This is a genomic window from Pantoea agglomerans, assembly GCF_021397715.1.
GTDB lineage: Bacteria > Pseudomonadota > Gammaproteobacteria > Enterobacterales > Enterobacteriaceae > Pantoea > Pantoea astica.
This window is the reverse complement of record NZ_CP090207.1, coordinates 2,694,273-2,720,135: the sequence shown is the minus strand read 5'-3', so window position 1 is coordinate 2,720,135 and position 25,863 is coordinate 2,694,273. Positions and strand designations below refer to the sequence as shown.

27 protein-coding genes and 4 tRNA genes are annotated in these 25,863 nt (G+C 55.9%); 16 read left to right on the top strand and 15 right to left on the bottom strand.

Translation table 11 applies throughout. The features are described 5' to 3' along the window. Positions 1–54 precede the first annotated feature (54 nt). The 3 genes from LZU96_RS12925 to wrbA are packed head-to-tail and all read right to left on the bottom strand — an operon-like array spanning position 55 to position 2,333. On the bottom strand, positions 55–1,428 hold the full coding sequence (locus LZU96_RS12925; RefSeq protein ID WP_233984685.1) for an NAD-dependent succinate-semialdehyde dehydrogenase: 1,374 nt from the start codon (positions 1,426–1,428) through the stop codon (positions 55–57). A 54-nt stretch (positions 1,429–1,482) separates the two neighbouring features. After that, on the bottom strand, positions 1,483–1,713 hold the full coding sequence (locus tag LZU96_RS12920; RefSeq protein ID WP_031376101.1) for a YccJ family protein: 231 nt from the start codon (positions 1,711–1,713) through the stop codon (positions 1,483–1,485). Positions 1,714–1,733: 20 nt separating this feature from the next. Next, the gene (gene wrbA / locus LZU96_RS12915) at positions 1,734–2,333 is read right to left on the bottom strand and encodes an NAD(P)H:quinone oxidoreductase (protein WP_233984684.1); all 600 of its coding nucleotides are present in this window, start codon (positions 2,331–2,333) and stop codon (positions 1,734–1,736) included. A gap of 302 nt (positions 2,334–2,635) precedes the next feature. Here wrbA and LZU96_RS12910 point away from each other — a divergent pair, with 302 nt between their 5' ends. Both LZU96_RS12910 and LZU96_RS12905 read left to right on the top strand, forming a co-directional pair. Further along, on the top strand, positions 2,636–2,812 hold the full coding sequence (locus tag LZU96_RS12910; protein WP_233984683.1) for a general stress protein: 177 nt from the start codon (positions 2,636–2,638) through the stop codon (positions 2,810–2,812). Positions 2,813–2,905: 93 nt separating this feature from the next. Continuing rightward, the gene (locus LZU96_RS12905; protein WP_233984682.1) at positions 2,906–3,829 is read left to right on the top strand and encodes a DMT family transporter; all 924 of its coding nucleotides are present in this window, start codon (positions 2,906–2,908) and stop codon (positions 3,827–3,829) included. Here LZU96_RS12905 and rutG read toward each other — a convergent pair whose 3' ends face one another. Genes rutG through rutA form a run of 6 tightly spaced genes read right to left on the bottom strand, consistent with a single transcriptional unit; the run spans position 3,830 to position 8,792 of the window. Further along, entirely contained in the window at positions 3,830–5,158 is a 1,329-nt protein-coding gene (gene rutG, locus LZU96_RS12900; protein ID WP_233984681.1) for a pyrimidine utilization transport protein G, read from the bottom strand. A gap of 54 nt (positions 5,159–5,212) precedes the next feature. Then, positions 5,213–5,728, bottom strand: coding sequence for an NADH-dependent FMN reductase RutF (gene rutF, locus LZU96_RS12895; protein ID WP_233984680.1), 516 nt, complete (start codon positions 5,726–5,728; stop codon positions 5,213–5,215). A gap of 21 nt (positions 5,729–5,749) precedes the next feature. Then, positions 5,750–6,559, bottom strand: a complete 810-nt coding sequence (gene rutD / locus LZU96_RS12890; RefSeq protein ID WP_233984679.1) for a pyrimidine utilization protein D — start codon at positions 6,557–6,559, stop codon at positions 5,750–5,752. Then, a complete protein-coding gene (gene rutC, locus LZU96_RS12885) occupies positions 6,559–6,954 on the bottom strand; it encodes a pyrimidine utilization protein C (RefSeq protein WP_233984678.1) in 396 nt (131 codons plus the stop codon). Before rutC ends, rutD begins: the two co-directional genes overlap by 1 nt. Positions 6,955–6,978: 24 nt before the next feature. After that, a complete protein-coding gene (rutB, locus tag LZU96_RS12880) occupies positions 6,979–7,701 on the bottom strand; it encodes a pyrimidine utilization protein B (protein ID WP_233984677.1) in 723 nt (240 codons plus the stop codon). Then, complete coding sequence (rutA, locus tag LZU96_RS12875; protein WP_233984676.1) at positions 7,701–8,792, bottom strand: pyrimidine utilization protein A; 1,092 nt, start codon at positions 8,790–8,792, stop codon at positions 7,701–7,703. Before rutA ends, rutB begins: the two co-directional genes overlap by 1 nt. Before the next feature lie 306 nt (positions 8,793–9,098). Here rutA and rutR point away from each other — a divergent pair, with 306 nt between their 5' ends. Both rutR and LZU96_RS12865 read left to right on the top strand, forming a co-directional pair. Then, a complete protein-coding gene (gene rutR, locus LZU96_RS12870; protein ID WP_233984675.1) occupies positions 9,099–9,734 on the top strand; it encodes an HTH-type transcriptional regulator RutR in 636 nt (211 codons plus the stop codon). A gap of 37 nt (positions 9,735–9,771) precedes the next feature. Continuing rightward, positions 9,772–10,746, top strand: coding sequence for a metal-dependent hydrolase (locus LZU96_RS12865; RefSeq protein WP_233984674.1), 975 nt, complete (start codon positions 9,772–9,774; stop codon positions 10,744–10,746). 618 nt (positions 10,747–11,364) lie between these two features. Here LZU96_RS12865 and cycA read toward each other — a convergent pair. Then, positions 11,365–12,759, bottom strand: a complete 1,395-nt coding sequence (gene cycA / locus LZU96_RS12860) for a D-serine/D-alanine/glycine transporter (RefSeq protein WP_233984673.1) — start codon at positions 12,757–12,759, stop codon at positions 11,365–11,367. A 286-nt stretch (positions 12,760–13,045) separates the two neighbouring features. Here cycA and LZU96_RS12855 point away from each other — a divergent pair, with 286 nt between their 5' ends. Continuing rightward, positions 13,046–13,741: an extensin family protein gene (locus LZU96_RS12855; RefSeq protein ID WP_233984672.1), complete on the top strand. Its 696-nt coding sequence runs from the start codon at positions 13,046–13,048 to the stop codon at positions 13,739–13,741. A gap of 1 nt (position 13,742) precedes the next feature. Here LZU96_RS12855 and LZU96_RS12850 read toward each other — a convergent pair whose 3' ends face one another. Further along, positions 13,743–14,417, bottom strand: coding sequence for a DUF4396 domain-containing protein (locus LZU96_RS12850; protein WP_233984671.1), 675 nt, complete (start codon positions 14,415–14,417; stop codon positions 13,743–13,745). Between the two features lie 547 nt (positions 14,418–14,964). Between LZU96_RS12850 and sdiA the strand changes: the two genes are divergently transcribed. Both sdiA and LZU96_RS12840 read left to right on the top strand, forming a co-directional pair. After that, positions 14,965–15,687, top strand: a complete 723-nt coding sequence (gene sdiA / locus LZU96_RS12845; protein ID WP_233984670.1) for a transcriptional regulator SdiA — start codon at positions 14,965–14,967, stop codon at positions 15,685–15,687. A 122-nt stretch (positions 15,688–15,809) separates the two neighbouring features. After that, complete coding sequence (locus LZU96_RS12840; RefSeq protein ID WP_233988201.1) at positions 15,810–16,421, top strand: acyl-homoserine-lactone synthase; 612 nt, start codon at positions 15,810–15,812, stop codon at positions 16,419–16,421. Between the two features lie 32 nt (positions 16,422–16,453). On the opposite strand, the gene LZU96_RS12835 is transcribed toward LZU96_RS12840, so the two are convergent. Continuing rightward, positions 16,454–16,678: a DUF2594 family protein gene (locus tag LZU96_RS12835; protein WP_094121818.1), complete on the bottom strand. Its 225-nt coding sequence runs from the start codon at positions 16,676–16,678 to the stop codon at positions 16,454–16,456. A 433-nt stretch (positions 16,679–17,111) separates the two neighbouring features. Between LZU96_RS12835 and uvrY the strand changes: the two genes are divergently transcribed. The 6 genes from uvrY (at position 17,112) to LZU96_RS12805 (ending at position 20,652) form a co-directional block, all read left to right on the top strand. Further along, positions 17,112–17,771, top strand: coding sequence for a UvrY/SirA/GacA family response regulator transcription factor (uvrY, locus tag LZU96_RS12830; protein ID WP_094121817.1), 660 nt, complete (start codon positions 17,112–17,114; stop codon positions 17,769–17,771). After that, a complete protein-coding gene (gene uvrC, locus LZU96_RS12825) occupies positions 17,764–19,596 on the top strand; it encodes an excinuclease ABC subunit UvrC (protein ID WP_233984669.1) in 1,833 nt (610 codons plus the stop codon). Before uvrY ends, uvrC begins: the two co-directional genes overlap by 8 nt. A gap of 68 nt (positions 19,597–19,664) precedes the next feature. Next, entirely contained in the window at positions 19,665–20,213 is a 549-nt protein-coding gene (gene pgsA, locus LZU96_RS12820; RefSeq protein ID WP_031376084.1) for a CDP-diacylglycerol--glycerol-3-phosphate 3-phosphatidyltransferase, read from the top strand. Positions 20,214–20,365: 152 nt separating this feature from the next. Beyond that, a tRNA-Gly gene (locus tag LZU96_RS12815) sits at positions 20,366–20,441 on the top strand. Positions 20,442–20,481: 40 nt separating this feature from the next. Further along, positions 20,482–20,555, top strand: a tRNA-Cys gene (locus tag LZU96_RS12810). Positions 20,556–20,565: 10 nt separating this feature from the next. After that, positions 20,566–20,652 (top strand) — tRNA-Leu (locus LZU96_RS12805). 145 nt (positions 20,653–20,797) lie between these two features. Here LZU96_RS12805 and LZU96_RS12800 read toward each other — a convergent pair. Beyond that, positions 20,798–21,055 (bottom strand): hypothetical protein, encoded by a 258-nt coding sequence (locus LZU96_RS12800; protein ID WP_233984668.1) that lies wholly within the window; start codon positions 21,053–21,055, stop codon positions 20,798–20,800. 463 nt (positions 21,056–21,518) lie between these two features. On the opposite strand from LZU96_RS12800, the gene LZU96_RS12795 reads away from it, so the two are divergent. From LZU96_RS12795 to LZU96_RS12785, 3 genes are all read left to right on the top strand, one after another. After that, positions 21,519–21,591 (top strand) — tRNA-Thr (locus LZU96_RS12795). A gap of 654 nt (positions 21,592–22,245) precedes the next feature. Beyond that, the gene (locus LZU96_RS12790) at positions 22,246–23,118 is read left to right on the top strand and encodes a substrate-binding domain-containing protein (RefSeq protein ID WP_233984667.1); all 873 of its coding nucleotides are present in this window, start codon (positions 22,246–22,248) and stop codon (positions 23,116–23,118) included. Positions 23,119–23,543: 425 nt separating this feature from the next. After that, positions 23,544–23,741: a DUF6404 family protein gene (locus LZU96_RS12785; protein ID WP_233984666.1), complete on the top strand. Its 198-nt coding sequence runs from the start codon at positions 23,544–23,546 to the stop codon at positions 23,739–23,741. A gap of 51 nt (positions 23,742–23,792) precedes the next feature. Here LZU96_RS12785 and LZU96_RS12780 read toward each other — a convergent pair whose 3' ends face one another. Together LZU96_RS12780 and LZU96_RS12775 are read right to left on the bottom strand one after the other, a co-directional pair. Continuing rightward, a complete protein-coding gene (locus LZU96_RS12780) occupies positions 23,793–25,298 on the bottom strand; it encodes a SulP family inorganic anion transporter (RefSeq protein ID WP_233984665.1) in 1,506 nt (501 codons plus the stop codon). 140 nt (positions 25,299–25,438) lie between these two features. Then, positions 25,439–25,705 carry a biofilm/acid-resistance regulator YmgB/AriR gene (locus tag LZU96_RS12775; protein ID WP_094121332.1) on the bottom strand — a complete coding sequence of 89 codons (267 nt, stop codon included), beginning with the start codon at positions 25,703–25,705 and terminating at the stop codon, positions 25,439–25,441. Positions 25,706–25,863 lie beyond the last annotated feature (158 nt).

The window sequence follows — 25,863 nt, the reverse complement described above, 5'->3', positions numbered from 1 at the left end:
GCTGTAAAATAAAAAACCCCGTCGAAACGGGGTTTTTTTATGGGCGAAGCCCGATTAACCGGCAACCACCACCAGCTTCTGATTGGCAAATTCTTTAATACCGAGATCAGAGAGCTCACGACCGTAGCCGGAACGTTTAACCCCGCCAAACGGCAGTTCAGCCGAGGTGTCGCTTTGCGAGTTGATAAACACCATGCCGGTTTCAATCGCGGAAGCCAGCTTGCGGCCACGGGCGATATCGCGGGTCCAGACCGATCCGCCTAAACCGTAGTGCGAATCGTTGGCCAGCGCGACGGCAGCCTGATCGTCACCCACCACGTAGACCTGCGCAACCGGACCGAAAAACTCCTGATAGTAAGCCGGGTTATCCGGCGTAATGCCGGTAAGCAGGGTAGGCTGGTAATAACAGCCGACGCCCGCAACCGCTTTCCCGCCGGTGACCAGCTGGGCACCATGCGCGACGGCTTCATCCACCTGTTTCACCAGACGGTCACGCGCATCGCTGGAGGAAAGTGGACCCAGCGTGGTTTTTTCATCCAGCGGATCGCCCAGCGTGACAGCGCTCAGCGCTGCGCTGAACTGGCTGATAAAACGATCGGCAATTTTTTCATGCAGAATAAAGCGTTTGGCCGCGGTGCAAACCTGCCCGCAGTTACTCAGGCGCGCCTGCACGCCCTGGCGTACCGCTTCATCAAGATCGGCGTCATCCAGCACGACGAACACATCGTTGCCGCCCAGTTCGAGGGTCGATTTTTTCAGGTGCTTACCGGCCTGCTCCGCAACCGCACTGCCTGCACGCTCAGAACCGGTCAGCGCTACGCCCTGGACCCGGTCGTCGGCGATAAGATCGGCCACCTGATCGGTTGAGATGAAGAGGTTGGTCCAGGCACCTTCAGGCGCACCGGCTTCACGCACCAGCTTTTCAAACACGTCCGCACAGTGCGGGACGATATTGGCATGTTTCGCCAGTACCGGGTTACCCAGCGCCAGGTTAGGAGCCAGCACTCGCATCAGCTGGTAGTAAGGGAAGTTCCACGGCTCGACCGCCACCAGAACGCCAATCGGGTGATACTCCACCCAGGCTTCGCCCAGTTCGCTGGGGTAGGACTGCGGCTTCAGGATACGCTCGGCATTTTCGGCGTAGTAGCGCGCGATCTGCGAACAGATTTTTACTTCGCCCCGGCTCTGACCAATCAGTTTACCCATCTCTTTACTGGCAATGGTGGCCAGCTCTTCCGCACGGCTATCAATCAGATCAGCCAGTTTGTGCAACACCTGCAGACGCGGCTGAATATCGCCTTTGCTCCAGTCTGAGTGGAACAGGCGATCGGCGACCTCCAGCGCATGGCTGACGGCCGCCTCATCATGAGAGGGCCAGCTTTTCAGCAGCTGGTTGTTCGCGGGATTAATGCTTTGATAGGAAGACATGGCGTGCTCCTTGGTCAGTTAAAAAATCGAGGCGGGAGATCCCCCGCCCCTGAATTACACGTTTTTACGTTCTACTGTTTTGTCATCCCAGGTCAGGACATCTTTATCGGTTTTTTCAAAGGCGCGAATCAGTACGTCGTCACTGCCTTGCTGGCGCCAGATCTCTTCGGCAAGCCGCTCATCGTAATTGGCCACTTCAAAAATGGCCTCGGCGATTTCAGGCGAGGTATGACGCAGACTGGCCCATTCGCCAACGTGATGTGCTTTTGCTTGTTCAGTAGCCATAATGTTCTCCTTCGATGAAATCAGTCCTTCAGTTTTACGGTCAGCCCGGCAACGTGTTCACCCTGATAGCGGGCGATATTCAGTTCCTCTTCCGTGGGCTGACGCGATCCATCCCCGCCCGCCAGCGTCGAGGCGCCATAGGGCGTACCGCCGCGGGTGCGGGAAATATCAAACATTTCCTGAGTGCCATAACCGATCGGGACGATCACCATGCCGTGATGCGCCAGCGTGGTCCAGACCGAGGTAATCGTCAGTTCCTGACCGCCGCCGGTTCCGGTTGAGGTAAAGACGCTGCCGACCTTGCCATGCAGTGCGCCGGAGGCCCACAATCCGCCGGTACGATCCCAGAAGTTGCGCATCTGCCCCGACATATTGCCGAAGCGGGTCGGGGTGCCGACGATAATCGCGTCATACTGCGTCAGCACTTCTGGCGTCGCCTCTGCGGCCGCCTGTTCGGTTTTACCGCCCACCTGGGCAAAGCGATCGGCATCCATGGTTTCCGGTACCCGCAGGATATCCACTTCTGCTCCAGGCACCCGACGCGCGCCTTCCGCTACAGCCTTCGCCATCGTTTCGACATGTCCATACATTGAGTAGTAGAGCACCAGAATCTTAGCCATTATTCTCTCCAGGTGGGTTTGACGTCCTGAAAAGTATAGAAGAGCTTTCGTTTCACGTCGGCGATGCGCGTTCGCAGGCGGGCCGGCTGGGTAATAAACCCGCAGGCAATCGGTTGTAAGTCGACAGAATGTGTGTTGTTTAACCAAACCTGCAGTGAATAGTCTGTTGCGAAATGTGACTGTCGCCGTAGCGAAAACAGAAATTGGCTATTCTTTAAGCATGGCTGGGCGCGGTGCTATTGCCGTCAGCCACAGGTTGCTTTCATTTCTTCATTTATCGCGTTACGCGACAGGAGTAGACCATGGCATCACATCGTGGAGGTTCAGGTAATTTTGCCGAAAACCGTGAGCGTGCTGCAGAAGCGGGACGGAAAGGCGGTAAAAATAGCGGCGGCAATTTCAAAAACGATCCGCAACGCGCTGCCCGTGCCGGCGAGAAAGGCGGGCGCAGCAGCAGTAAAAAAAGCGACGATGAATAACCCTCTGTTCCGCCGGTAAAACCGGCGGTTAACGCCGTTGCTTTTCCCCCGTTCACTCCGCACAATAAGCCCGAACACATCATCAGGTGAAATATGTCGGACGCACTCCGCGGTTTATCCCTGCGCCTCACGCGCCAGGAACTGGTATTACTCTTTATAACGATGGTCTGGGGCGGTACCTTTCTGGTGGTCCACCGCGCGATGCAGCATTCCGGTCCGTTTTTCTTTGTTGGGCTGCGCTTTGCCACGGCGGCACTGCTGCTGGCACTGTTTTTCCGCCGTTATCTGGCCGCCATCAGCTGGCTGGAAATCAAAGCCGGCACCCTGATTGGCCTGTCGATTGCCGGTGGTTACGGATTACAGACCTGGGGGATGCAGACCATCTCCAGCAGCCAGTCGGCGTTTCTCACCGCGCTCTATGTGCCGGTGGTGCCGCTGCTGCAGTGGCTTTTTTTACGCCGTCCGCCGGGGTTGATGTCGTGGCTCGGCATCGTGCTGGCGTTTACCGGCCTGCTGCTGGTGGCCGGACCGCAGGATGGCCGCATCAGCCTGAACGCCGGTGAACTGGCAACCCTGCTCAGCACCCTGGCGATTGCCGCCGAGATCATCTTAATCAGCCGTTATGCCGGCCAGGTTGATGTACGCCGTGTCACGCTGATTCAGCTGGCGGTGGCCTCGTTGTGCGCTTTCGCGCTGATGATACCCAATGGTGAAACGGTGCCGGCGCTGTCGACGCCGTTGCTGCTTAGCGCGCTGGGGCTCGGGGCCGCCAGCGCCTTAATTCAGGTCACCATGAACTGGGCGCAGCGTAGCGTCTCCCCGACGCGGGCGACGGTGATTTACGCTGGCGAACCGGTCTGGGCGGGCGTGGTCGGACGAATAGCGGGTGAGCGCTTGCCCGCGCTGGCGCTGCTCGGCGGGGCATTAATTGTCTGTGGCGTGATTGTCAGTGAACTGCGGCTGAAACGGAAGAAAGCGGTGCAGCCAGCGACCACACCGCAGGAATCGCAGGAGTAGCTAGCCCTGCTGACGCGCCAGCGGTTTATCCGATAGCGCCGCGCCGCGTCGGCGCAGGATCGCATTGAGGATAATGGCGCCGAAGGTGGCCGTGCCGATACCGCCGAGGGTAAATGAACCTATCTTCAGCGCAAAGTCACCGGCACCCAGCACCAGCGTGGTGGCGACCATAATCAGGTTACTGTTCTGGCTGAAATCAACGTGATTTTGTACCCAGATGCGCGCGCCTGCCACCGCAATCAGTCCAAACACCACAATCGACGCGCCGCCAATTACCGGCGCCGGAATGGTATGGATCAGCGCACCAAACTTCGGTGAGAAACCCGCCAGAATCGCAATGATCGCCGCCGCAACAAATGCCAGCGTTGAGTAGACTTTAGTGACCGCCATCACCCCGATATTTTCTGCATAGGTGGTGACGCCGCTGCCGCCGACCGAACCGGAGAGCATCGTCGCCAGGCCGTCACCGACAAACGCGCGTCCCATATACGGATCAAGGTTACGTCCGGTCATGCCCGCCACCGCTTTCAGATGACCGAGATTTTCCGCCACCAGAATGATAGCCACCGGTGCGATCATCACGATCGCCTGCAGATCAAAGCGGGGAGCGGTGGTGTGAGGCAGGCCAAACCAGGGTGCCTGCGCCAGCAGAGTGAAGTCGACTGGTTTGCCCAGCCCCAGTCCGTTGGTCAGCAGCGCATAGAGCGCCCAGGCCACTATCAGCCCAATCAGGATCAGCAGGCGCTGTATCATGCCGTGGGTAAACACCGCCACCACGCCAATACAGAGCACCGTCATCACCGCCACCCAGCTGTCAAAACCGGAGCCGGATACGCCATGCACCGCGATCGGGGCCAGGTTCAGCCCGATAGCCATCACCACTGCGCCTGTCACCACCGGCGGCATCAGGTTTTCAATCCAGCGGGTACCGGATTTCATCACCACCAGCCCGATCAGGGTATAGATCAGGCCACAGGCAATCACGCCGCCCAGCGCCATGCTGAGATTGGGGTTCAGCCCCTGGCCGCTGAAGCCGGTCACGGCAATCACCACGCCAACAAACGCGGCACTGGAGCCAAGATAGCTGGGCACCCGACCGCCGGTAATGAAAAAGAACAGCAGGGTGCCGATGCCCGACACCAGAATCGCCAGGTTAGGGTCCAGCCCCATCAGCAACGGCATCAGCACCGTTGCGCCAAACATCGCTACCGCATGTTGCAAACCGAGAATCAGCGTTTGCCCCATCGGCAGCGTTTCATCCGGTGCGATAATGCCGTTTTCACTCAGTGCCGACTTCTTCTGCCATTGCGGAAACCAGGAACGTGCCATCGTATACTCCAGAAAGTGATGAATGCCGGGACCAGACCTGCGACAGCTGGCGGATTAACAGGCTTCCTGCCGCATAAGGGGATGATAGCTGCGGTCAAACCACGCCAGACCGTGCGTATCATCGTTGCGCACCAGCGCCAGAACCTCACAGAACAGAATGTCGTGCGTTCCGACGCTGACAATCTGACTGATCCGGCAGTCAAACGAGGCGACGGCACCGCTCAGCACCGGCGAACCGGTCACCGCCGTTGACCATTCGGCTGCAATAAAGCGCTCGGCCATCGCTGTTTTGCCGCCGAACAGGTTAGACAGGGCTTCATGGCCCGCCGCCAGGGTATTAACGCAGAGCTGCCGGTTTTCAGCGAAGACGGGCCACACCGAGGCGGACCGGTTGAGGCAGACCAGCAGCGTGGGCGGCGAGTCCGTGACGCTGCAGACGGCGGAGGCGGTAAAGCCTGCACGTCCGGCCGGGCCTTCGGTAGTGATGATGTTGACCGCCGCGCCAAGCCGCGACATCGCGTTACGAAATTCAGTTTTCTCTACCACTGGGGCAAGGTGATTCGGGTTCATCGCGATCTCCGCAAAAAAGGGTTATCCGGTCACGCGCGCCAGCGGCTGCACGTCATCGGTATCATCCAGCCACTGCACCAGCAGGGCATTAAAGTGATCGGCATCGGTCACGCTCATCGCATGGCCGCCCCAGGACATGACCTGCTGCGAGGCGTTCGGCAGCGCCGCTGCCAGCTGCGCGGAACAGCTCCACGGCACCAGCAAATCGTCCTGACTGCAGATCACCAGTACCGGCTGAGGGATCGCCGCAGCGCGGGCGCTAAAATCTGCGCTCATCAGCGCATGCAGACGTCGTATCAGGTTCTCCATTCCCTGGAAATGGTCAATGTGATGACTGTCTTCCTGTTCCAGCCGCGTCTGATGCTGCGCCATCCATTCAGCCGGATAGAGAAACAGCGGCTGGGCGCGCACAAAGGCTTCCACGCCGACGTTGAGCAACAGATCCTGGCGCACCTGAAAGCAGCGGCGGGTATGAGGATGGAGCGTCAGCCAGCCATTGATCACCACGACCCGCTCAACCCGCTCCGGATAGTCCAGCGCCAGCTGCATGCCCACCAGCCCGCCCAGCGCATGGCCGATCAGGCTGAACCGCAGAATGCCCTGCTGCGCCAGTGCGGCGGCCAGTTCCGCCGCCATCATCGCCATGCTGTACCCTTCCGGCAGGGTATCGGCGCTGCGGCCGGTACCGCGCTGATCGTAGAGCACCACCCGATAGCGCGCGGTCAGGGCCGCAAGCTGCGGCTGCCAGAAGCCCGCCACACCGCCCAGACCGGAAGAGAGCACCAGCGTCGGGGCATCCGGTGACTGCAGGCCAACAATATCCAGCTGCATCAGGCCTCCTGTTTGCCGATGTGCGCCACGCTGGCGATCTCAATCAGCGCATCAGGTTTCACCAGCCCACACTGAATACAGAAACGCGCCGGTTTATCGCCGGGAAAATAGTCGGCGTAAACCTGGTTCACCGCCGCGTAATTCGACCAGTCGGTGATGAATATCGAGTTGAACGTGACATCCGCCATATTGCCACCGGCGGTTTCAATCACCTTTTTAATGGTTTCCAGCACATGACGGGTTTGCGCGGCGGCATCGCCAACGTGCACCACGTTATTATCAGCATCGAACGGCAGCGTACCCGAAACGTAAACCACGCCGTCGGCCAGCGTACCGGGCACGAAGGGGGCGATAGGGGTAGTGGTACCCGGCGGAATAATGACGCTTTTTGGCATAACAGCTTCTCCTTTACGCGATTCTTAACGGGCGTCCGCGGGTTTCAGACTCTCGCAGAAGGTGGCGACGTCTGACACCCAGCCAAAAAAGGTTTCGATATTGAACAACGCCGCCTGCTGCGCAAAAGGCGGGCCGGCCTGATAGGTCGCGTCTTCCAGCACTACGCCGAAGTACTCCAGGAAGAAACCGTCACGCAGCGTCGATTCGACACAGACGTTCGTCGCAATGCCGGTGAAGATCAGATGGCGAATACCCCGGCTGCGCAGCATGCTGTCGAGTGGCGTGTTGAAGAAACCGCTGTAGCGTGGTTTCGGCAGCACGATGTCGCCCGGCTGCGGCACCAGCTGATCCACCAGCGCATAATCCCAGCTGCCTTTCGACAGCAGCGTGCCGTGCAGCTCCGGGCGTTTGCGCATGGTTTTCAGGGCATTCGACTTGTGGAAGTTGGGTGAACCGGCATCGCCAGCTTCGACGTAATCCGCATCCCAGCCGTTCTGAAACCAGATAATCTGGATACCCGCAGCGCGTGCGGCCGTCACCGCTTCGGCGATTTTTGCAATCACCGGCTGAGTCGCGGAGACATCAAAACCGGCCAGATCCAGATAACCGCCTGGGGTGGCATAGGCATTTTGCATATCCACCACAATCAGCGCGCTCTGGCTGGGCGGAAAGGCGATCGGTTCGGGACGCGCGGGCAACTCTACCTGCGGTACGTCTGGGGTATGAGCGCAATAAACCGTACTCATCACGCTACCTCCTGTTGTGCATCCAGCAGAGCGCTGCGGCACTGCATCAGCGGCTGGATATGCTGACCAAAGTCCTCGATGCCCTGCAGGAAATCATCAAACGTCAGCAGAACGCCGTGCGTGCCATCGACCTGCGCCACCTCATCCAGCATCCGCGCCACGCTGGCATAGGAGCCGACCAGCGTGCCCATATTGATGTTGACCGCTGAGGTCGGATCGGCCATCTGGCGCACATTGGTGTCGCTGCCCGATTTAGTATCCTGCTGGCTTTGGGTCGTCAGCCAGGAAAGCGCCTCTTCATCGGCTCCGGCTTTATAGTGTTCCCAGCGGGCGCGTGCTTCTTCATCGCTGTCGGCGGCGATAATCATAAACAGCACATAGGAACCGACATCGCGCCCGGCTTTTTCTGCCGCCTGCTTCATGCGCATAGAGGTGGCGCTGAATGCGGTAGGGGTATTCACGCCTTTACCAAAGCAGAAGTTGTAATCGGCGTGCTGGGCGGAAAAGGCCATGCCGGCATCGCTCTGCCCAGCACAGATCACCTTCATCGGCCGCTGAGGTTGCGGGCTGACGCGACAATCATTCATGGTGAAGAAATCACCTTTAAAGTCAGATTTGCCGGTACCCCACAGATCGCGCAGCACGGTAACGTATTCGGTCAGATAAGCATAACGGCTGCCGAAGTATTCATCGCCTGGCCACAATCCCATCTGCTCATATTCGGGCTTCTGCCAGCCGGTAACCAGATTGACGCCGAACCGGCCATTGGAGATCGAATCAATGGTCGCCGCCATGCGCGCTACGATCGCCGGTGGCAGGGTGAGCGTGGCCGCCGTTGCGTATATCTCAATGCGCGAGGTGACCGCCGCCAGGCCCGCCATCAGAGTGAAAGATTCCAGGTTGTGATCCCAGAACTCGGTCTTACCGCCAAAGCCGCGCAGCTTGATCATCGACAGCGCAAAATCGAAATGGTAGTGCTCCGCTTTCTGCACGATCGCTTTGTTCAGTTCAAAGGTCGGTTTGTACTGTGGCGCATGGGAGGAAATCAGCCAGCCATTGTTACCAATCGGAATAAAGACGCCTATCTTCATGTGAAACCTCTTTGCGGTGGGGGAAAGCATTTCACGCGCGGCACTGCTTCCTGCTTCATCCGTGAGGGGCTGCGCTCAGTCACAATTTTGCAAACTGCGTGCCACATTTTTTAATGCATTAAATAACAATGAGTTAAAATTAACCCGAAAGAGGTAACCGGAGCAGATGGTCCATTTCGGACCGTTTGGTCAAAATTCGCTGCACATTTTCCATGCAGGCTGGGCAAAAAAGGTGCAGGCGGCGGATTGGGCAGGGCGGAAGCACTTTGCTATGATGCGCTGACACAAGAGGGATGAGGTAACCGTGTGAAAACCGATGAAAAAAAGCCTACGCGTCGTTCGCGTGCCGTCGCCGCGAAGCGCGCTGCCATTCTGGAAGCGGCATTAACGTTTTTCTCCCAGTTTGGCATTCATGGAACCAGCCTCGATAAGGTGGCGGAGCGGGCGGACGTCTCTAAAACCAATCTGCTCTACTATTTTCCCTCCAAAGAAGCGCTGTATGTGGCGGTGCTGAAACAGATTCTGGATGTCTGGCTGGCGCCGCTGCGGGCGCTGGCACACGATCAGGACCCGCTGGTGGCGATCCGCCGCTATATTCGCCTGAAGCTGGAAGTATCACGCGATCACCCGCAGGCCTCACGGCTGTTTTGCCTTGAGATGTTGCAGGGCGCGCCACTGCTGAAAGGCGAACTGGCGGGCGATCTGAAACAGCTGGTGGATGACAAAGCGGCGATTATCGAGCGCTGGATTGACGAAGGCCGGCTGGCAGGCGTACAGCCGCAACATCTGATCTTTATGCTGTGGGCAACGACCCAGCACTACGCCGATTTTGCCAGTCAGGTTGAGGCGATTACCGGCCAGACGCTGAACGATCCCGAGTTTTTTGATCAGGCCGTTAATAATGTGCAGCGCATGATTATTGAAGGGATTCGGGTGCGCTGACTGGCGTAACATCCACGCTTCGCGACGGAGTAAAGTCATGGATTCTGTTTCGCAATGGGTACTGGGCGCCACGGTCAGCGTGGCAGTGATGGGACGACGGGTACCGATCTGGCAGGCTGCGCTGGTTGGCGGCGTCAGCGGCACCTTACCCGATCTTGATGTGTTTCTTGATCATGGCGATGCCATCCGCAATATGACGCTGCATCGTACCGAGAGCCATGCGCTGCTCTATCTCACGCTGGTTTCGCCGCTGATTGCCTGGCTGGTAGCGGGACTGTTCCGTCCGCGCGTGAAATGGCCAGCATGGTGGCCTGCCATCTGGCTGGCGCTGATTACCCATCCGCTGCTCGATTTAATGACGGTGTATGGCACCCAGCTTGGCCTGCCACTGACCGATTATCCCTACGCAATCGGCAGCATTTATATTGTCGATCCGCTCTATACGCTACCGCTGTTGATCGGTCTGGGCGTGGCGCTCTGGCGGCGAGGCGACGCCGGGCTGCGCGGCAATCGGCTTGGGTTGATGCTGAGTACGCTTTATCTGGTATGGAGCGTGGCGATTCAGAGCGTGGCGGGCGCGCAGATTAAGCAGTCGCTGGTGCAGCAGGGGATTCCCACCGAGAAAGTGCTGGTCACGCCGACCGCGTTCAACACCCTGGTGTGGCGCAGCGTGGTGATGACGCCGGATCGTTATGGCGAAGTTTACTGGTCGCTGCTGTCGCCACGGCGTCCGTTGCAGGTGGTGTGGCGTCCGCGTCATCCCGAGCTGTTCGATGCGCTACGCGGCGACTGGTATGCCGAGCGGGTCGCCTGGTTCAGCCACGGTTTTTATGCGATGGCCGAAAAGGATGGCCAGATCACCATTGCCGATCTGCGGATGGGGGAAGGCGACAATTTCACCTTTACCTTTGGTCTGGGTACTCCACAGCAGCCCGATCCCCAGCCACAGCGGCTGCCTTCTGAGCGGCCAGATTTACGGGCGATATTCCGGACACTGGCGGAGCGGCTATAAAAAAGCCCGGTCAGTGACCTGATGCTCGTCAGTTAAGGTTACCTTTACAAAGGCTGTCAGTCAGACGTGGCCGCTTTTTTACTGGGCGAGCGTGCCGGAGTGCGGGCCTGAGCACCTCTGCTGCTGCCGGGCCGTCCTCGCGCCGCTCACGCGGTGCCTTCGGCTTTGACGTCGTGCCGACGAACCGTTCGGGGATCGGCCCTCCCTGGCCGGCCCCGAACTCTCCACGCTTCCCGGCGTGGCGTTCTTGCCCAACGTCACGCCTCAGCGCTGCGGATAGCCCTTTCAGCAGCAGAGGCGCCCAGGCCTCCACTATCGTGCCCTTTTTAACAGCACACACTGAAGTTTCAGAGCAGGCTGGGGTCGCTCAGGGGCAGGCAATCCGCAGCGCTGAACAGAATGAGTCTGCCAGGAGAGCCCGCAGGACGCGGGCGAAAGGCGGGGCGGCACAGGATGTGCCATCCCCGGCGGTCCGTCAGGCAGACGAATGAAGTGAAGGTACCGCGCAGCGGCGCGAGGACCGCCAGCCCCTGAGCGGCACCAGGCTGCGTTATCACCTGCCGCTTAACTGACAAGCTTTACGGTCACTGACCGGGCTTTTTGCTATTCAACCGGCGATTAGCGAGCCTGACGACGACGCAACAGCCAGCCCATCGTCAGCAGGGCAAACCACAGCGGTGTCACCATCAGCGCCTGGCGCGTATCTTCCTGCAGGGTCAACAGCACCAGCACAAACGCGAAGAATGCCATGCAGACCCAGCACATGAACTTGCCCATTGGCATCTTAAAACCAGACTGTGCGTGACGCTCTGGATACTTTTTACGGTAGGCCAGATAGCTGCAGAGAATAATGGTCCAGACGAACATAAACAGAATGGCGGAAACGGTGGTCACCAGGGTAAATACCGTCATCACATCCGGGATCAGGTAAATCAGCGCCACACCCGCCAGCAGGCACAGGCAGGAGAAGAACAGTCCGGTGGTGGGAACGGCGCGGGCAGAAAGACGACCAAAGGCGCGGCTGGCCACACCTTGTTGCGACAGGCCATACAGCATACGACTGGTGGAGAAAATGCCGCTGTTGGCAGAGGATGCCGCCGAGGTCAGCACCACAAAATTGACGATACTGGCGGCAGCGGGCAGACCAATCAGCACGAACATCTCAACAAACGGGCTGCGATCGGCCATCACCTGGGTCCACGGCGTAACAGCCATGATCACCATCAGCGCCAGCACGTAAAACATGATCACCCGCAGCGGAATGGCGTTAATCGCGCGTGGCAGTACTTTGTGCGGATCGTGGGTTTCTGCTGCTGCGGTGCCGACCAGTTCAATCCCGACGAAGGCAAACACCGCTATCTGGAAGCCAGCAAAAAAGCCGCTCAGCCCTTTAGGGAACATCCCGCCATGATCCCAGATATTGCTCAGCGAGGCGGTACCGCCGCCAGGTGAAGGATAATGCATCGATACCAGCACAATGCCGGTAATGATCAGGGCCACAATCGCCACAATTTTAATAATCGCGAACCAGAACTCCATCTCGCCAAACAGTTTGACCGTCGCAATATTGAGCGTCAGGAAAACCACCACGCACAGCAGGGCGCTCATCCAGATCGAGAAGCCCGGAAACCACAGCTGGAAGTAGGCGCTGATGGCCACCACATCGGCAATGCCGGTCACTACCCAGCAGAACCAGTAGGTCCAGCCGGTGAAATAGCCGGCCCACGGCCCCAGCAGATCCGCCGCGAAATCACTGAATGATTTGTATTCGAGATTAGAGAGCAGCAGTTCGCCCATTGCCCGCATCACGAAGAACAGCATAAAACCGATGATCATATAGACAAAAATGATCGAGGGTCCCGCCAGGCTAATGGTTTTACCGGAACCCATAAACAGACCGGTGCCGATAGCGCCGCCAATAGCGATAAGTTGAATATGACGATTGTGCAGGTTACGCCGGAGTTTATCCGGACCTTCCTGCGTGAGTGGCGCGTCTTTAGATTGATCAACCATAGAATAGTCTTTCCTTTCTTGATGTTGTGTCAGCTCTGCTGGCTGTTATTAAGTGAGTCTGCCTGAAGGCAAGCTGGCATAAGATAGTGGAAGACGCGCTAAAGCCGGTAACGGTTTTTGATCAATTGTGACCATTGCCGCTTAATCAGACAGTAGCAATGCCGTGTTCGGCTTAATTCTGCGTCAGGCTGGGTAAGTTTTCATCACGTTGTGTCAGACAGAGGGCGCGACGGGGATTGTGCTTCTACACTTTTTGTTTGTTATTCATCATGCTGCGAGAGGGACTATGCGCACGCTTATCCTGTTTTTGCTGTTGATTGCGCTGGGATGGGTCAGTTTACCCTGGCTAAAACAGCATCTGCCGCCGCAGTTTAATCCCTTTATCCCGCTGTCGGTGACCGACCCGCCGGGCTGGATGACGCAGCTCAAGATGAAACGGCTGGCGGGTAATCCGGCGGCCTGTCTGGATGTGATGCGGCGCGCGCAGCAGGCGGGCTGGGTCAGCTTCAGCCAACGACCACCGGTGCGGGGTAATTGCCCGATCGCCGATCCGCTGCGCATCCGGGCATTTGGCCCGGTCAGCCTGAGCAGCAGCTTTCTGGCCAGCTGTCCGATGGCGGTAGCCAGCACCATGTATGTGCTACACAGCCGCGAACAGGCGCTGCAACAGATGCAAAGCCCGCTGGTACGCATTACCCACGTTGGCAGCTACGCCTGTCGCAATATTTACCATCGGTCCGAGGGGCGATTAAGTGAACATGCCACGGCTGATGCCTGGGATGTCACCGGTTTTCAGCTGGCTAACGGCCAGCGGATTGATGTCAGTCGCCACTGGCAACAGCCAGCGGATAAAGCCGCGCTGTTACATACGCTGTGGCGAGGCGGCTGTCAGGTATTTGGTAACGCGCTGGGACCCGATTATAACGCCGCGCATGCGACCCACTTTCATCTGGGTATGCGCGGTGCCGGTTATTGCCGATAAATCATAAAACCGGATTAATACCGCGTTTAATAATGAAATGGTTGGCTGGCCAGGAAAAAACAAATCCAGTGATCATCGCTAATTGCAGCATGAACCAGAAAATGCTCAGGGAAGGATTAATCTGCTGATGCAGCACAAATTTCAGGGCCAGTGACATAAAGAGAAAAATGCCCGCCTGATAGATTAGCAGGGGAAATGCGCTGCGTTTAAATGCCAGCGACAGCTTATGCCAGAATGATTTTTTTTCATGTTGGCCCAGCGTAAAAAAATGGAACAGCAGCAGGAGCAGTAAAGAGATCGGTAACGAAATCGCTGCCTGCTGCCAGATCAACAGCGATATTTTAAGATAGTTCAGCAGCGTGATAATTGGTAAGGTTATCGCCTCCGCTAAAATACAGGCGCTGGCTGACAGGGTGGTGGCGATAAATAGGGCTTGCCAGCCGGTGTGGCGGGGTGATTTCTGCCGTATCAGCAGGGCTGCTTTTAGCTGATGACGGGGAATGCGTCCCAGATACCACCAGGCCAGCCAGCCGATAAACGGCAGATAAAGACCGGTCAGCGGCCAGATCAGGTTCATCAGTGACGCTGGCTGACGATAAAGTAAAATATCTTTGATAATCATCAGCGCGGTGCACGCGCCTGAGACCAGAAAAAGTAAAGCCCACTGATTTAGCATCGTATGCTCCCGTGGCGTGTTAATCCATGACCTGTTGAATCGCGCGGGCCACGGGCTGTTTTCGTCTTGTCAGAGCGGACTCAGCACCGGTTGCCGCAGATTAAGCGTAGCCTCAACCCAAAAAGAGTGTAATGAATGCTTATTTCCCGCTAAAAAATATGTTGCAGTCCAATATCTGCCGCTTCGCTTATTAAAATGGTGATTAACGCGCTGTTTACACGTCAGTTCCTGGCGGTCGGGGAATAAATTTTCAGGCGTACAGTGGCCATTTTCAATTTGATGAAAAAACGGACTGAAACAGAATGATTGAAATTCTATCAGAAAAATCTTATTCTTCGGCTTTGATTGAAAGTTGCTTCGTACGGCCTCATATTAGTGGGGAAAGGGGATTATGGCGTAGCCCGGCCTTCGAAGAATTAAATGCCATGTTTATTACGGCGATGCCGGTTTGTACAATCAATTAATTTACTCCTGAACATTTATTTTTTATCTGAATAACCAAAATGAATAATAATGCACACCTGCGTAAAAATAATGCCGAGGCAATATGAGTACCGAAAATTATTTCGTCTGGCGGCGTGAGACGGAAGAAAAATTTCAGGCATTAACGCTTTCATCTGAGCTGAAGACGTTATTGCAACAATTTACTGAAGCATTAGGTTTCGACTATTTTGCTTTTCTGATTCAGCATCCGGTGCCTTTTAGTCGGCCGCGCATTCATTTGCACAGCACCTATCCCGCATACTGGGTTAAGCATTATGAGGCGAACAATTATTACGCGGTCGATCCGGTGCTGGAACGCTGTCAGCGGCCGGGCAGAGGAATGGTGTGGGCGCGAGAGCAGTTTACTGAGGCCGGTAACCTGTGGGATGAGGCGCGTGAGCACGGCTTACAGAGCGGTTTTTCTTGCTCTGCAATGGCACCAAATCGCGTCATTGGTATATTATCTATATCATCGCAACAGCCGCTTCCTATTGACGAGCGCCGCATTGAACTGGAAGTCAAACTACACTTTTTAGCGGAGCTAAGCCTGGATACGCTGGAACGCTTTAGCGATGATGCCATGGTGGTACTAAAAAAAGAGTTTAGTCAGCGCGAGCTGGAAATTTTGAAATGGACTACCGAAGGAAAAACGGCGGTAGAAATTTCACTTATTTTATCCATCTCTGAACATACCGTTAACTTTCACCAGAAAAATATGCAAAAGCGTTTCAATGTTTCCAATAAAACTCAGATTGCCTGTTATGCAGCGGCGATCGGGCTGATTTAGATGAAAGGCAACTACTAAATTTAGTAGTTCCCTCGTCCGGGTCAGTTGTCTACCCTGCGCCGGGGCTTTGCCAGGCTGGCGCAAAGAAATCATTGCAAACATGGGGATGTCAGAGGCGCATGATGAAAATAGTTCAAACGCAATTAAAGGATATGCCATCCTCTTTGCTCGCCGAACTTGGCAGCTACCGGTATAGCGTATTTGCGCGCGGCGAGGGATGGTCGATTCCTCCCCGTCTTAGCACGCCGGGACAGGAATATGATCGCTACGATCGTTCAGATGTGACCTGGCTGATCGCCTGGAATGCGCGTGATGGAATCAGCGGCTGCGCGCGATTAATGCCGTGGTTCGAGCCTGAACAAAGTGAAGGCATTGTCTTGCCCTTCAGCCATGAGAAAGTGTGGGAGATGTCGCGCTTTTCAGCACGGCTGGAAGTGGACCCTGAATTGCCATTGAACATTCTCTGGCACGCGGTGCAGCTGGCAGAACTGAATGGCATGGAGTACATCATCAGTTCAGCGACACCGATGCTTGAGAAGATGTTCGAGCAGCATCAGGTGGTGTATGAACCGCTGACGCCGGGATTAATTCTGTCAGAGGATAATCTGTTCGCGATTCGCATTCCGGTGGTGCAGCCGGCATTGGCGGAGAAGTATCGCGGTACCCGGCGTTTCAGTCCGGAAGAGGTGCTGCCGTCGCTGGGTGTTTCGGTTAACTGGCAGTCGCACAACTAAATAATTTGCCCCCGCAGCTGGGGGCAAAATGTTTACTGGCGGTAGGCCGCTTTGATCTGCTTAATGGTGTTGCTGAACACTTCTGCCTGTGGCTTGTCGCCCAGCGTCTGCACGTAGCGTTCCATATTGATAATGACTTTTCCGGCATCCGCCTGACCCATACCTTTCAGAATCAGCGTGATCATCATTTTCAGACCCGCTATTTCATCCGATAATTTGCGCGCTTCCTGCGAAGTGGCAAAATCTTCATCGCTCATGATTTTCTCCTTGGTGAATAACAACGTGTCGGCAATCAAGTCCGTACAGCAGTGCGTGAGTATACCACAGGGCCGTTAAGTTGCTGAGGCAGCCGGTTCGCTTCCATCCGAAAAGGCATTCAGTCCAGCCGGGCTAATCAATCGCGGAAAGTTATCATAGCCTTCTGCCACGGCCTGCCAGCACAATGCGCCAGGCGTGGGTGTCGCCGGGCAAATAATTTAACTTATTGAAAATAAAAAGTTTAATTTAATATTGTCAGGGTAGTCAACGGCAGCGTGAGACCCCGACCCGGAAAACAAACGCCGCCGTTTTGAATCAGGTATCCCACCTACAGTTTTGCTTTGTTGATGTGCTTTTGAGGTAAAAGCAGGTATGATTACCGCCTGAAATCGTTAATCGCTTCCTCTTTTTTTAGCCTCTGGAGTCTTCCCGTTGATCAGTGTGCTTCTTGTTGATGACCATGAACTGGTCCGTGCTGGTATCCGCCGCATCCTGGAGGATGTCAAAGGTCTGGTGGTGGCTGGAGAAGTTAACTGTGGCGAGGATGCAGCAAAGTGGTGTCGCGCCAATCAGGTTGATGTAGTGCTGATGGATATGAATATGCCTGGTATCGGCGGACTTGAGGCGACACGAAAAATCGTGCGCTACAACCCTGACATCAAAATCATCATGCTGACCATTCATACCGAGAATCCACTGCCCGCCAAAGTGATGCAGGCCGGTGCCGCCGGTTACCTCAGTAAAGGGGCCGCGCCACAGGAAGTGATTAATGCGATCCGCTCGGTCAATGCCGGACAGCGCTATATTGCCTCAGACATCGCGCAGCAGATGGCGTTGAGTCAGATCGAGCCCCAGAAAGCTGAATCACCTTTCAGCTGTTTGTCGGAAAGGGAATTGCAGATTATGCTGATGATCACCAAAGGACAAAAGGTGACGGAAATTTCCGAGCAGCTGAATCTCAGTCCTAAAACCGTTAACAGCTACCGTTATCGGATGTTCAGTAAGCTGAATATCAGTGGTGACGTAGAGTTAACGCATCTGGCCATTCGACATGGCCTCTATAATGCGGAGCCGTTAATCAGTAGTGAGTGACGTTTTTAACCCCAAAGCCTTTCTGAGTACGGTGACCAGCAAGCCTGGCGTCTACCGCATGTATGACGCCGCAGGCAACGTCATCTATGTTGGTAAAGCCAAAGATCTGAAAAAGCGTCTGACCAGCTATTTTCGCACTCAGGTCGGCAGTCGCAAGACCGAAGCGCTGGTGAGTAATATCCAGCACATCGATGTCACCGTAACCCACACCGAAACCGAAGCGCTGCTGCTTGAGCATAACTACATCAAGCTCTATCAGCCGCGCTACAACGTACTGCTGCGCGATGATAAATCCTATCCCTACATCTTCCTGAGCGCGGATACGCATCCACGTCTGGCGATGCACCGCGGCGCGAAACATGCCAAAGGGGAATACTTCGGTCCGTTTCCCAACGGCTATGCGGTGCGTGAAACTTTAGCGCTGCTGCAAAAGGTGTTCCCGATCCGCCAGTGTGAAAACAGCGTCTATCGCAACCGATCACGTCCCTGTCTGCAATACCAGATTGGGCGTTGCCTTGGGCCGTGCGTTGCCGGTCTGGTGAGCGAAGAGGAGTACGCGCAGCAAACCGATTATGTGCGGTTGTTCCTGGCGGGCAAAGATGACCAGGTGCTGAATCTGCTGGTGAAGCGGATGGAAGAGGCCAGCGTCGGGCTGCGATTTGAAGAAGCGGCGCGCCTGCGCGATCAGATTCAGGCGGTACGTCGGATTACCGAGAAGCAGTTTGTCTCTAATCAGGGCGATGATCTGGACGTGATGGGCGTAGCCTATGAGGCGGGTATGGCCTGTCTGCATGTGCTGTTTATTCGTCAGGGCAAAGTGTTAGGCAGCCGCAGCTACTTCCCGAAAGTGCCGGCGGATACCGATCTGGCCGAAGTGGTGCAAACCTTTGTCGGGCAGTTCTATCTGCAGGGCAGTGAAGCGCGCACCTTACCGGGCGATATCCTGCTCGACTTTACGCTGCCGGAGCGCGAACTGCTGGCTGACTCGCTGAGTGAACTGGCTGGTCGTCGCGTCTCGATTCAGAGTAAACCGCGCGGTGACCGTGCCCGTTATCTGAAACTGGCGCGGACCAACGCCGCAACCGCGTTAACCACCCGGCTGTCGCAACACTCGACCATTCATCAGCGTCTGGCGGCGCTGGCAGAGTTTCTTGAACTCGACAAAATTACCCGCATGGAGTGTTTCGATATCAGTCACACCATGGGCGAACAGACGATCGCTTCCTGCGTGGTGTTTGATCAGAACGGTCCGCTGCGTGCCGATTACCGCCGCTATAACATCAGCGGCATCACGCCGGGCGATGACTATGCGGCGATGAATCAGGTGCTGCGCCGACGTTATGGTAAAGCCATCGAAGAGGATAAGATCCCCGATGTGATCCTGATCGATGGCGGGAAAGGGCAGCTGGCACAGGCAAAACAGGTGTTTGCCGAACTGGATGTGCCCTGGGATAAATCCCACCCGATTCTATTGGGTGTCGCCAAAGGCAGCGATCGTAAAGCCGGTCTGGAAACGCTGTTCTTTGAAGCGGAAGGCGAGGGGGTATCGCTGCCGCCGGATGCGCCTGCGCTGCATGTCATCCAGCATATTCGTGACGACGCTCACAATCATGCAATTTCGGGCCACCGCAAAAAACGGGCTAAGGTCAAGAACACCAGTGCGCTGGAAAGCATCGAAGGGGTAGGGCCGAAACGGCGTCAGCAACTGCTCAAGTATATGGGGGGCCTGCAACCGCTGATGAATGCATCGGTGGAAGAGATCGCCAATGTACCGGGTATCTCACACGCGCTGGCAGAAAAAATATACTACTCGTTGAAACACTAGCATTGAAACGGGGGGGGCAATGTAGGAACATACGTTAAATTCTACCCATTCCAGACAGTTACCGGCATATGCAATTTAACATTCCGACGTGTCTCACCCTGTTCCGAGTCGTCCTCATCCCGTTCTTTGTGCTGGCTTTCTATCTGCCGTTTCACTGGGCGCCGCTGGCTACCGCATTGATCTTCATTTTCGCCGCCGTCACCGACTGGTTTGACGGCTTTCTGGCGCGCCGCTGGAAACAGACCACGCGCTTTGGTGCCTTTCTTGATCCGGTAGCGGATAAAGTGATGGTGGCCATGGCGCTGGTGCTGGTGGCGGAATATTTCCACGCCTGGTGGATTACCCTGCCTGCCGCCACCATGATTGCCCGCGAAATTATCATCTCCGCGCTACGTGAGTGGATGGCTGAGATTGGCAAACGCAGTAGCGTCTCCGTTTCATGGATTGGCAAAGTGAAAACCACTGCCCAGATGCTGTCACTGTTTGCCCTGCTGTGGCGTCCTGACAGCACCGTGGTCGGGATTGGCGTGGTGGCGTTATACATTGCAGCGGTGCTGACGTTCTGGTCGATGTTCCAGTATCTGAGTGCTGCACGCGGCGATCTGCTCGAACCGTGATCGATGCGATTCAAAAAGCAGCAAACAGACACACAGTGAGGATAATTTTATTGACTCATTGCGTGAGGTCAGTAGAATGCATCGCATCGAACGGCAGCCAGTCTGCCAGAAGGTAAATAAAATCAGCAAGTTCGATGCAGTTGCTGAAAAATGCGGGAATAGCTCAGTTGGTAGAGCACGACCTTGCCAAGGTCGGGGTCGCGAGTTCGAGTCTCGTTTCCCGCTCCAGATTCGCAGGTCAGGTTAACCTGACGGCACATCAGTTTAAGGCGCGTTGGCAGAGTGGCTATGCAGCGGATTGCAAATCCGTGTACCTCGGTTCGACTCCGGGACGCGCCTCCAGTTACACCCTGCCCGGGTGGTGAAATCGGTAGACACAAGGGATTTAAAATCCCTCGGCTGTAAGGCTGTGCGGGTTCAAGTCCCGCCCCGGGCACCATATCGAATTACCAATAAAATCAATGATAAGCAGTGTCGTATGACCGCCCCTCAGAGGCGGTTTTTTTGTGCCTGCGATTTGCAATACGGCCCACTTTTCCGTTCAGACGCCACTGCCATTATGCCCGGTAAAAACTGCCTCACCTTCAGGCACGGGAACTGAACACCAGCCGATCGTCAGTGTTACTGATCAGATAGAGGCGCTGCGCTTCGCCGCTGGAAGAGACAAAGGTGACCTCCTGACCGATACGGGCCGTATCAAACGCCTCTGTCGGCTGCAGTTGCTTCTGGATCTCAAGCACCATACGCGATTTAAACGGTTTTTCATTGACGGTATCAATATGGTAACTGGCGGTGAACGTCAGTTCGGGATGATCAATAATATAAAATTGTCCTGAGGGCATGGTACTTACCTCTTCGCTTAATACAGTCATCTGCGCCGGAATAGTCTTCCCGACAGGCTGGATAGTAAGGCTAGCTGAATAATCACTTATTAAAAGCCACAGTAAATAATTTTTACGACCTGCACGGTTTTATCAAATTGTCACCGCTTGCGCTTGCAGCCTAATTAGCGGGCACTACCCTTTATTTAATCAGGCATCATTGCGGCAGTAAAAGCCAGTGGAATAATCGGCATGCTAACCTTTAAATGTCCTTCATGTGGCTGCAGAAAATTCCGCTTTACCGCCTGTGATGAAACGGAGTCGGGCCACCACGGCGCCGTTTGCGCGCAGTGTAAAAATCCGCTGACGATAGCGTCCTGTTTTCCCTATTCCGCCTATGCGCGTCAGACAGATTATGGGGCAGGGCAGACAGAGCAGCAGGCACCTATACCAGAGAAAAAACCTTCACGCGGCACGTGACCCTACGGGCATGGTATAACGGTATTACTGCAACTCCTGGTGGGTTGCCGATGCAGGTTCAACTCCTGCTGCCCGGTCCTGCTGTCGCCCGCCGGACCGCCGCCAACACACTTCCCGCACTGACCGGCTGAAACGCCCTGGCCTTGACTGTGGGTCAGGCGCTACGTTTTCCCGTGCAGATGCAGGCTGAATCAGGGTGCCATCAAAGCGGTGCTGACCGGAACGTTTCGGCGGAATATGCTTATGACAGGAGCGGCCTGACAATAATAACCGATGCGCGTACGGCTTCTCTTTTTCGCATCGCGTCGCATTGTGGGGAGTTGTGCAGAATTATGCGGATATTAAAGCGCGCCAATAATTGATTCTGGCGGCTGGCTTATTAATAGGGTGTGCTGATGACAGAGAAATAGATTTCTTATCTGGCGTCACTATTCTGATGCGAGTGCTAACGCACTGAAAAATCCGTTTTCTCAGCAGCCAAAACGTATTCAGCGGCAAACGCATCTCTCGGGATGAAATAACACCGAGTGCAGCTGATGGCCGGCCGGACCCGCCTGAAGGCGAAATCACATGCCGCCAGGCTTCCCTGGGTCCTCTGGTCGCTGCCCGCCCATTACATTATTTTTCACGCATTTTTGCGGCCTGGCTCTGGCTTTGTAACCTGTTGAAAGTCAGCTATTTCCAGTATGGTAGGGGCTATTGTTCTTAGCCGCAGAGAAGTCAGGACACTGATGATGACGCTTTCCCCTTCCCGACAGCCTGAAGCCGCATTTCCCATGATGATTGGCGTAGTCACCAGCCCGTTACTCGCTCCCTGTCATCAGAATGTCCTCAACGAACTGGCGCGCCAGCTCAACACACGCGGCGCGCTGATGCTGCTATTACCCGCCGACACCGGACAGACGCTAACCGCACAGTTAACGCAGGCTGCACCATTAGGGCTACGCGGTTTACTGGTATTGTCCGACGGGGTAAGTGATCGGCAATGGGATGAGGCGCTTGCGGCCAGCTCGCTGCCGGTAATTCGGCCAGATGCTGAGCCGGACGTGCAGCACGATGCCCGACGGGCGGGCGAGGAGATGGGCCGTCTGTTGCTGGCTGAGGGGCACCAGCGTTTTGGCTCTCTGCAGCGTCATCCAGGCAGATCGCCGCAAATGCAAGGCTATCACGCCAGCCTGATGACGGCGAACCACACCCTTGCGGTCGAACTGCTGGCAGATGGCAGCGATCGCGAACAGGCTTATCAGGCTGTGACCCGTTACCTGAAACAGACCCGCGCGGCCGAGCGCATTCAGGCGCTTTTCTGCGAAAGTGATTTACTGGCATTTGGTGCCATGCAGGCGATCCGTGATTTTGGTCAGGGTGCGCACATTGCGGTGGCGGGATTTGGCGATGTTGACGAAGCGCGCTCCTCTACCTGGCATCTGACCACCTGGGCCGACAATATCGGCTGGCGCATTAGCCACGCGCTGAATCATCTGCTCGGAACAGTGGCAGCAGAAGAAGCCGAGGAGCGTGAAGGCGTGTTAAAGATTCGCCACTCCCATTTTGGCAAACAGAGACCGGGCGAAATGTCTGAGTGCGGATGTGCCCATCGGCATTAGAACGCCCGGCGTCTGAAGCATCGCGTACCGGGCGGAATAGCCTGTGCTCAGTGGCACCGGTTCAGGATTGTGGCTGCCCAACCGGTCCACTGCCACCGGGCGCTCCAACCGGCTGCTGACCGCCTGGCGGTGAGGGCGGCGGTGGCGCATCTCTGCCAGGCGACGGAGGCGCGCAGGCGGAAAGGGTGGTGATAATGGCAAAAGCTGACAGTAATAAAGCGCAACGTTTCATCAAAATATCCTGAAAGTTCAGACGGTGCATTGAGTATAGAAAAGCGACCGGGAATCACCTGGCTCACCACGCTGCGCCCGCCAGAACGAAATCGGGGTCGGTTTTATTTGAGGCGCCTCTCAACTCAGCTATGACAACAATGCGTTTTGTGCCGAACACCGCTAAGGTAGCGCTTCATTTAAGAGGAGTGGTTATGAATGGCATCGTGAAGTTCGTCCGCGGCTGGCTGGTGTTCTCTGTTCTGTGGGGCGTGTTCATGTGGTTTATGTCATGGCAGCAGCAGGGCAAAGAGCCAGCAATGGCGATTCTGATGAGTCTCTACGCCGGTCTGATCTATCAGGCGCTGGTGACGATGGTGGCCCGCTACAAAGCGCGCCGGCAACAGGCCTGAATCCGATCGGCTGTCCATCAGACAGCCGATCGGTCAGGGGCAACCGCAAGGCTAACCGAAATTACCGGTCAACCGGCGGTGGAAGTCAGTGCTACGGTTATCCAGTCCCACAATGGTGACCTCTGTGCCATAGCGCTGATAGCGATATTCAATGCCATCCAGTGCCGCCACGCTCGACGCATCCCAGATTTGCGCATGAGTTAAATCGATAATTACGCTCTTCGGATCGTGGGCATAATCAAAATGCTCAAACAGATCGTTACTGCTGGCAAAAAACAGGGGCCCCCGCACCGTATAACGTACCGACTCGCCATCTTCACTCAGTTGACGCTCCGCGTGAATGACATGCGCAATACGGCGGGCAAACAGCATCATCGCGACAATCACTCCGGCCAGCACGCCCAGCGCCAGGTTTCCGGTCCAGACCGTCACCACCACCGTTAATAGCATAATCAGCGTTTCCGACCACGGCATGCGTTTCAGGGTTGCCGGTTGCAGGCTGTGCCAGTTAACGGTTTTTACCGCCACCACCATCATGATCCCCGCCAGCACCACCATGGGGATTTGCGCCATAATCTGGCTCAGGCCGGTGACCAGCAGCAGCAGCACCAGTCCGGCAGCAATCGTCGAGACCCGACTGCGCGCCTTGCCCAGCTCCACGTTAACGATGGTCTGGCCAATCATGGCACAACCGGCGATGCCACCATAAAAACCGGCAAAAATATTGGCGACGCCCAGACCCCAGGATTCCCGCCGCTTGCTGGAAGGCGTATCGGTCAGATCATCAACCAGCTTGGCGGTCAGCAGCGACTCCATCAGCCCGACAAAAGCGATACTCAGCGCGGTAGGCCAGATAATCTGCAGGGTTTGCAGATTCAGCGGCACCATCAGGCTGTTAAAACCGGGCAGGCCGGGGCTCATTGGTCCTTCATCACCGACGTTCGGCATCCGATAGCCCATCAGCAGGGCAACGGCGGTCACCACGACAATGGCAACCAGCGGTGAGGGGACGCTTTTCACCAGACGTGGCAGCAGCAGCACGATGGCCAGCGTCACGGCAAAGAAGATCCACACCAGCGAAGATTGTCCCCAGACATGCGGAACCTGCGCAAAGAAAATCAGCACGCCCAGCGCGTTCACAAATCCCAGCATCACCGAGCGTGGAATGTAGCGCATCATGCGCGCCAGTCCGGCTACCCCAAACAGGATCTGAATCACGCCGCCCATCACTACCGCCGGCAAAATATATTCAACCCCATGCAGATGCACCATCGGACCGATGACCAGCGCCACCGAACCGGCCGCAGCGGTGACCATCGCCGGACGTCCACCGAGAATCGACAGGGTCAGACAGAGCACCACTGAGGCAACCAGGCTGACTTTCGGGTCAACGCCAGCAATAACGGAAAAGGAGATCACTTCAGGGATCAGGGCCAGCGCGGTGATCACACCGGCCAGGCATTCGCGGGTCAGCAGTGCCGGTGAGCGCAGTACGCGGCCGACACTGATATCACTCGCTACAACAGGCGTTGCAGCGACATCATTTGATTGGGTCATAAAAGGTTGCAGGCTCTTATTTTGTTTTGCTCTCGCGCGAAGGGCGAGAAAGTCAGGATAAACAGTGAGAGGCAGATGTTACCGGGCGAAGGGCGAAGATACCAGAAAAAGGCAGAGTGACTCCCTCCGTGGAGTCGGGATTACAGCGAAAAATCATCCGGGGTTTTGTGAACCACCAGCTCCAGCAACTGCCGGTAAATTTCCAGCGATTCGCGGTCGCTTTCCAGCTCCAGACGATGAATCAATTTCGAAATGATCGCTTTGTTACTCACCGGCATGCCGGACTGCAGGATCTCCGCGACCAGTAAACCGAGCATCTCCATATCACTGGCCGGTTTATTGGCCGCAGCATTAAAGTAGTCGGCAATCTCTTTATCGGTTTTAGGAACGATGTTCTGGTTTTGCATGTGTCAGCCCTTCAAAACAGCCCGATTCCGTTTCGGATGTCAGGACAAAAAAGACATTAAAAAAACCTCCGCATGGACAGATGCGAAGGAACCCAACGTCATAAATTAACGGATAAAAAAATAACCTCTGAAGGTGGAAATCCACTGACACCTTCAGA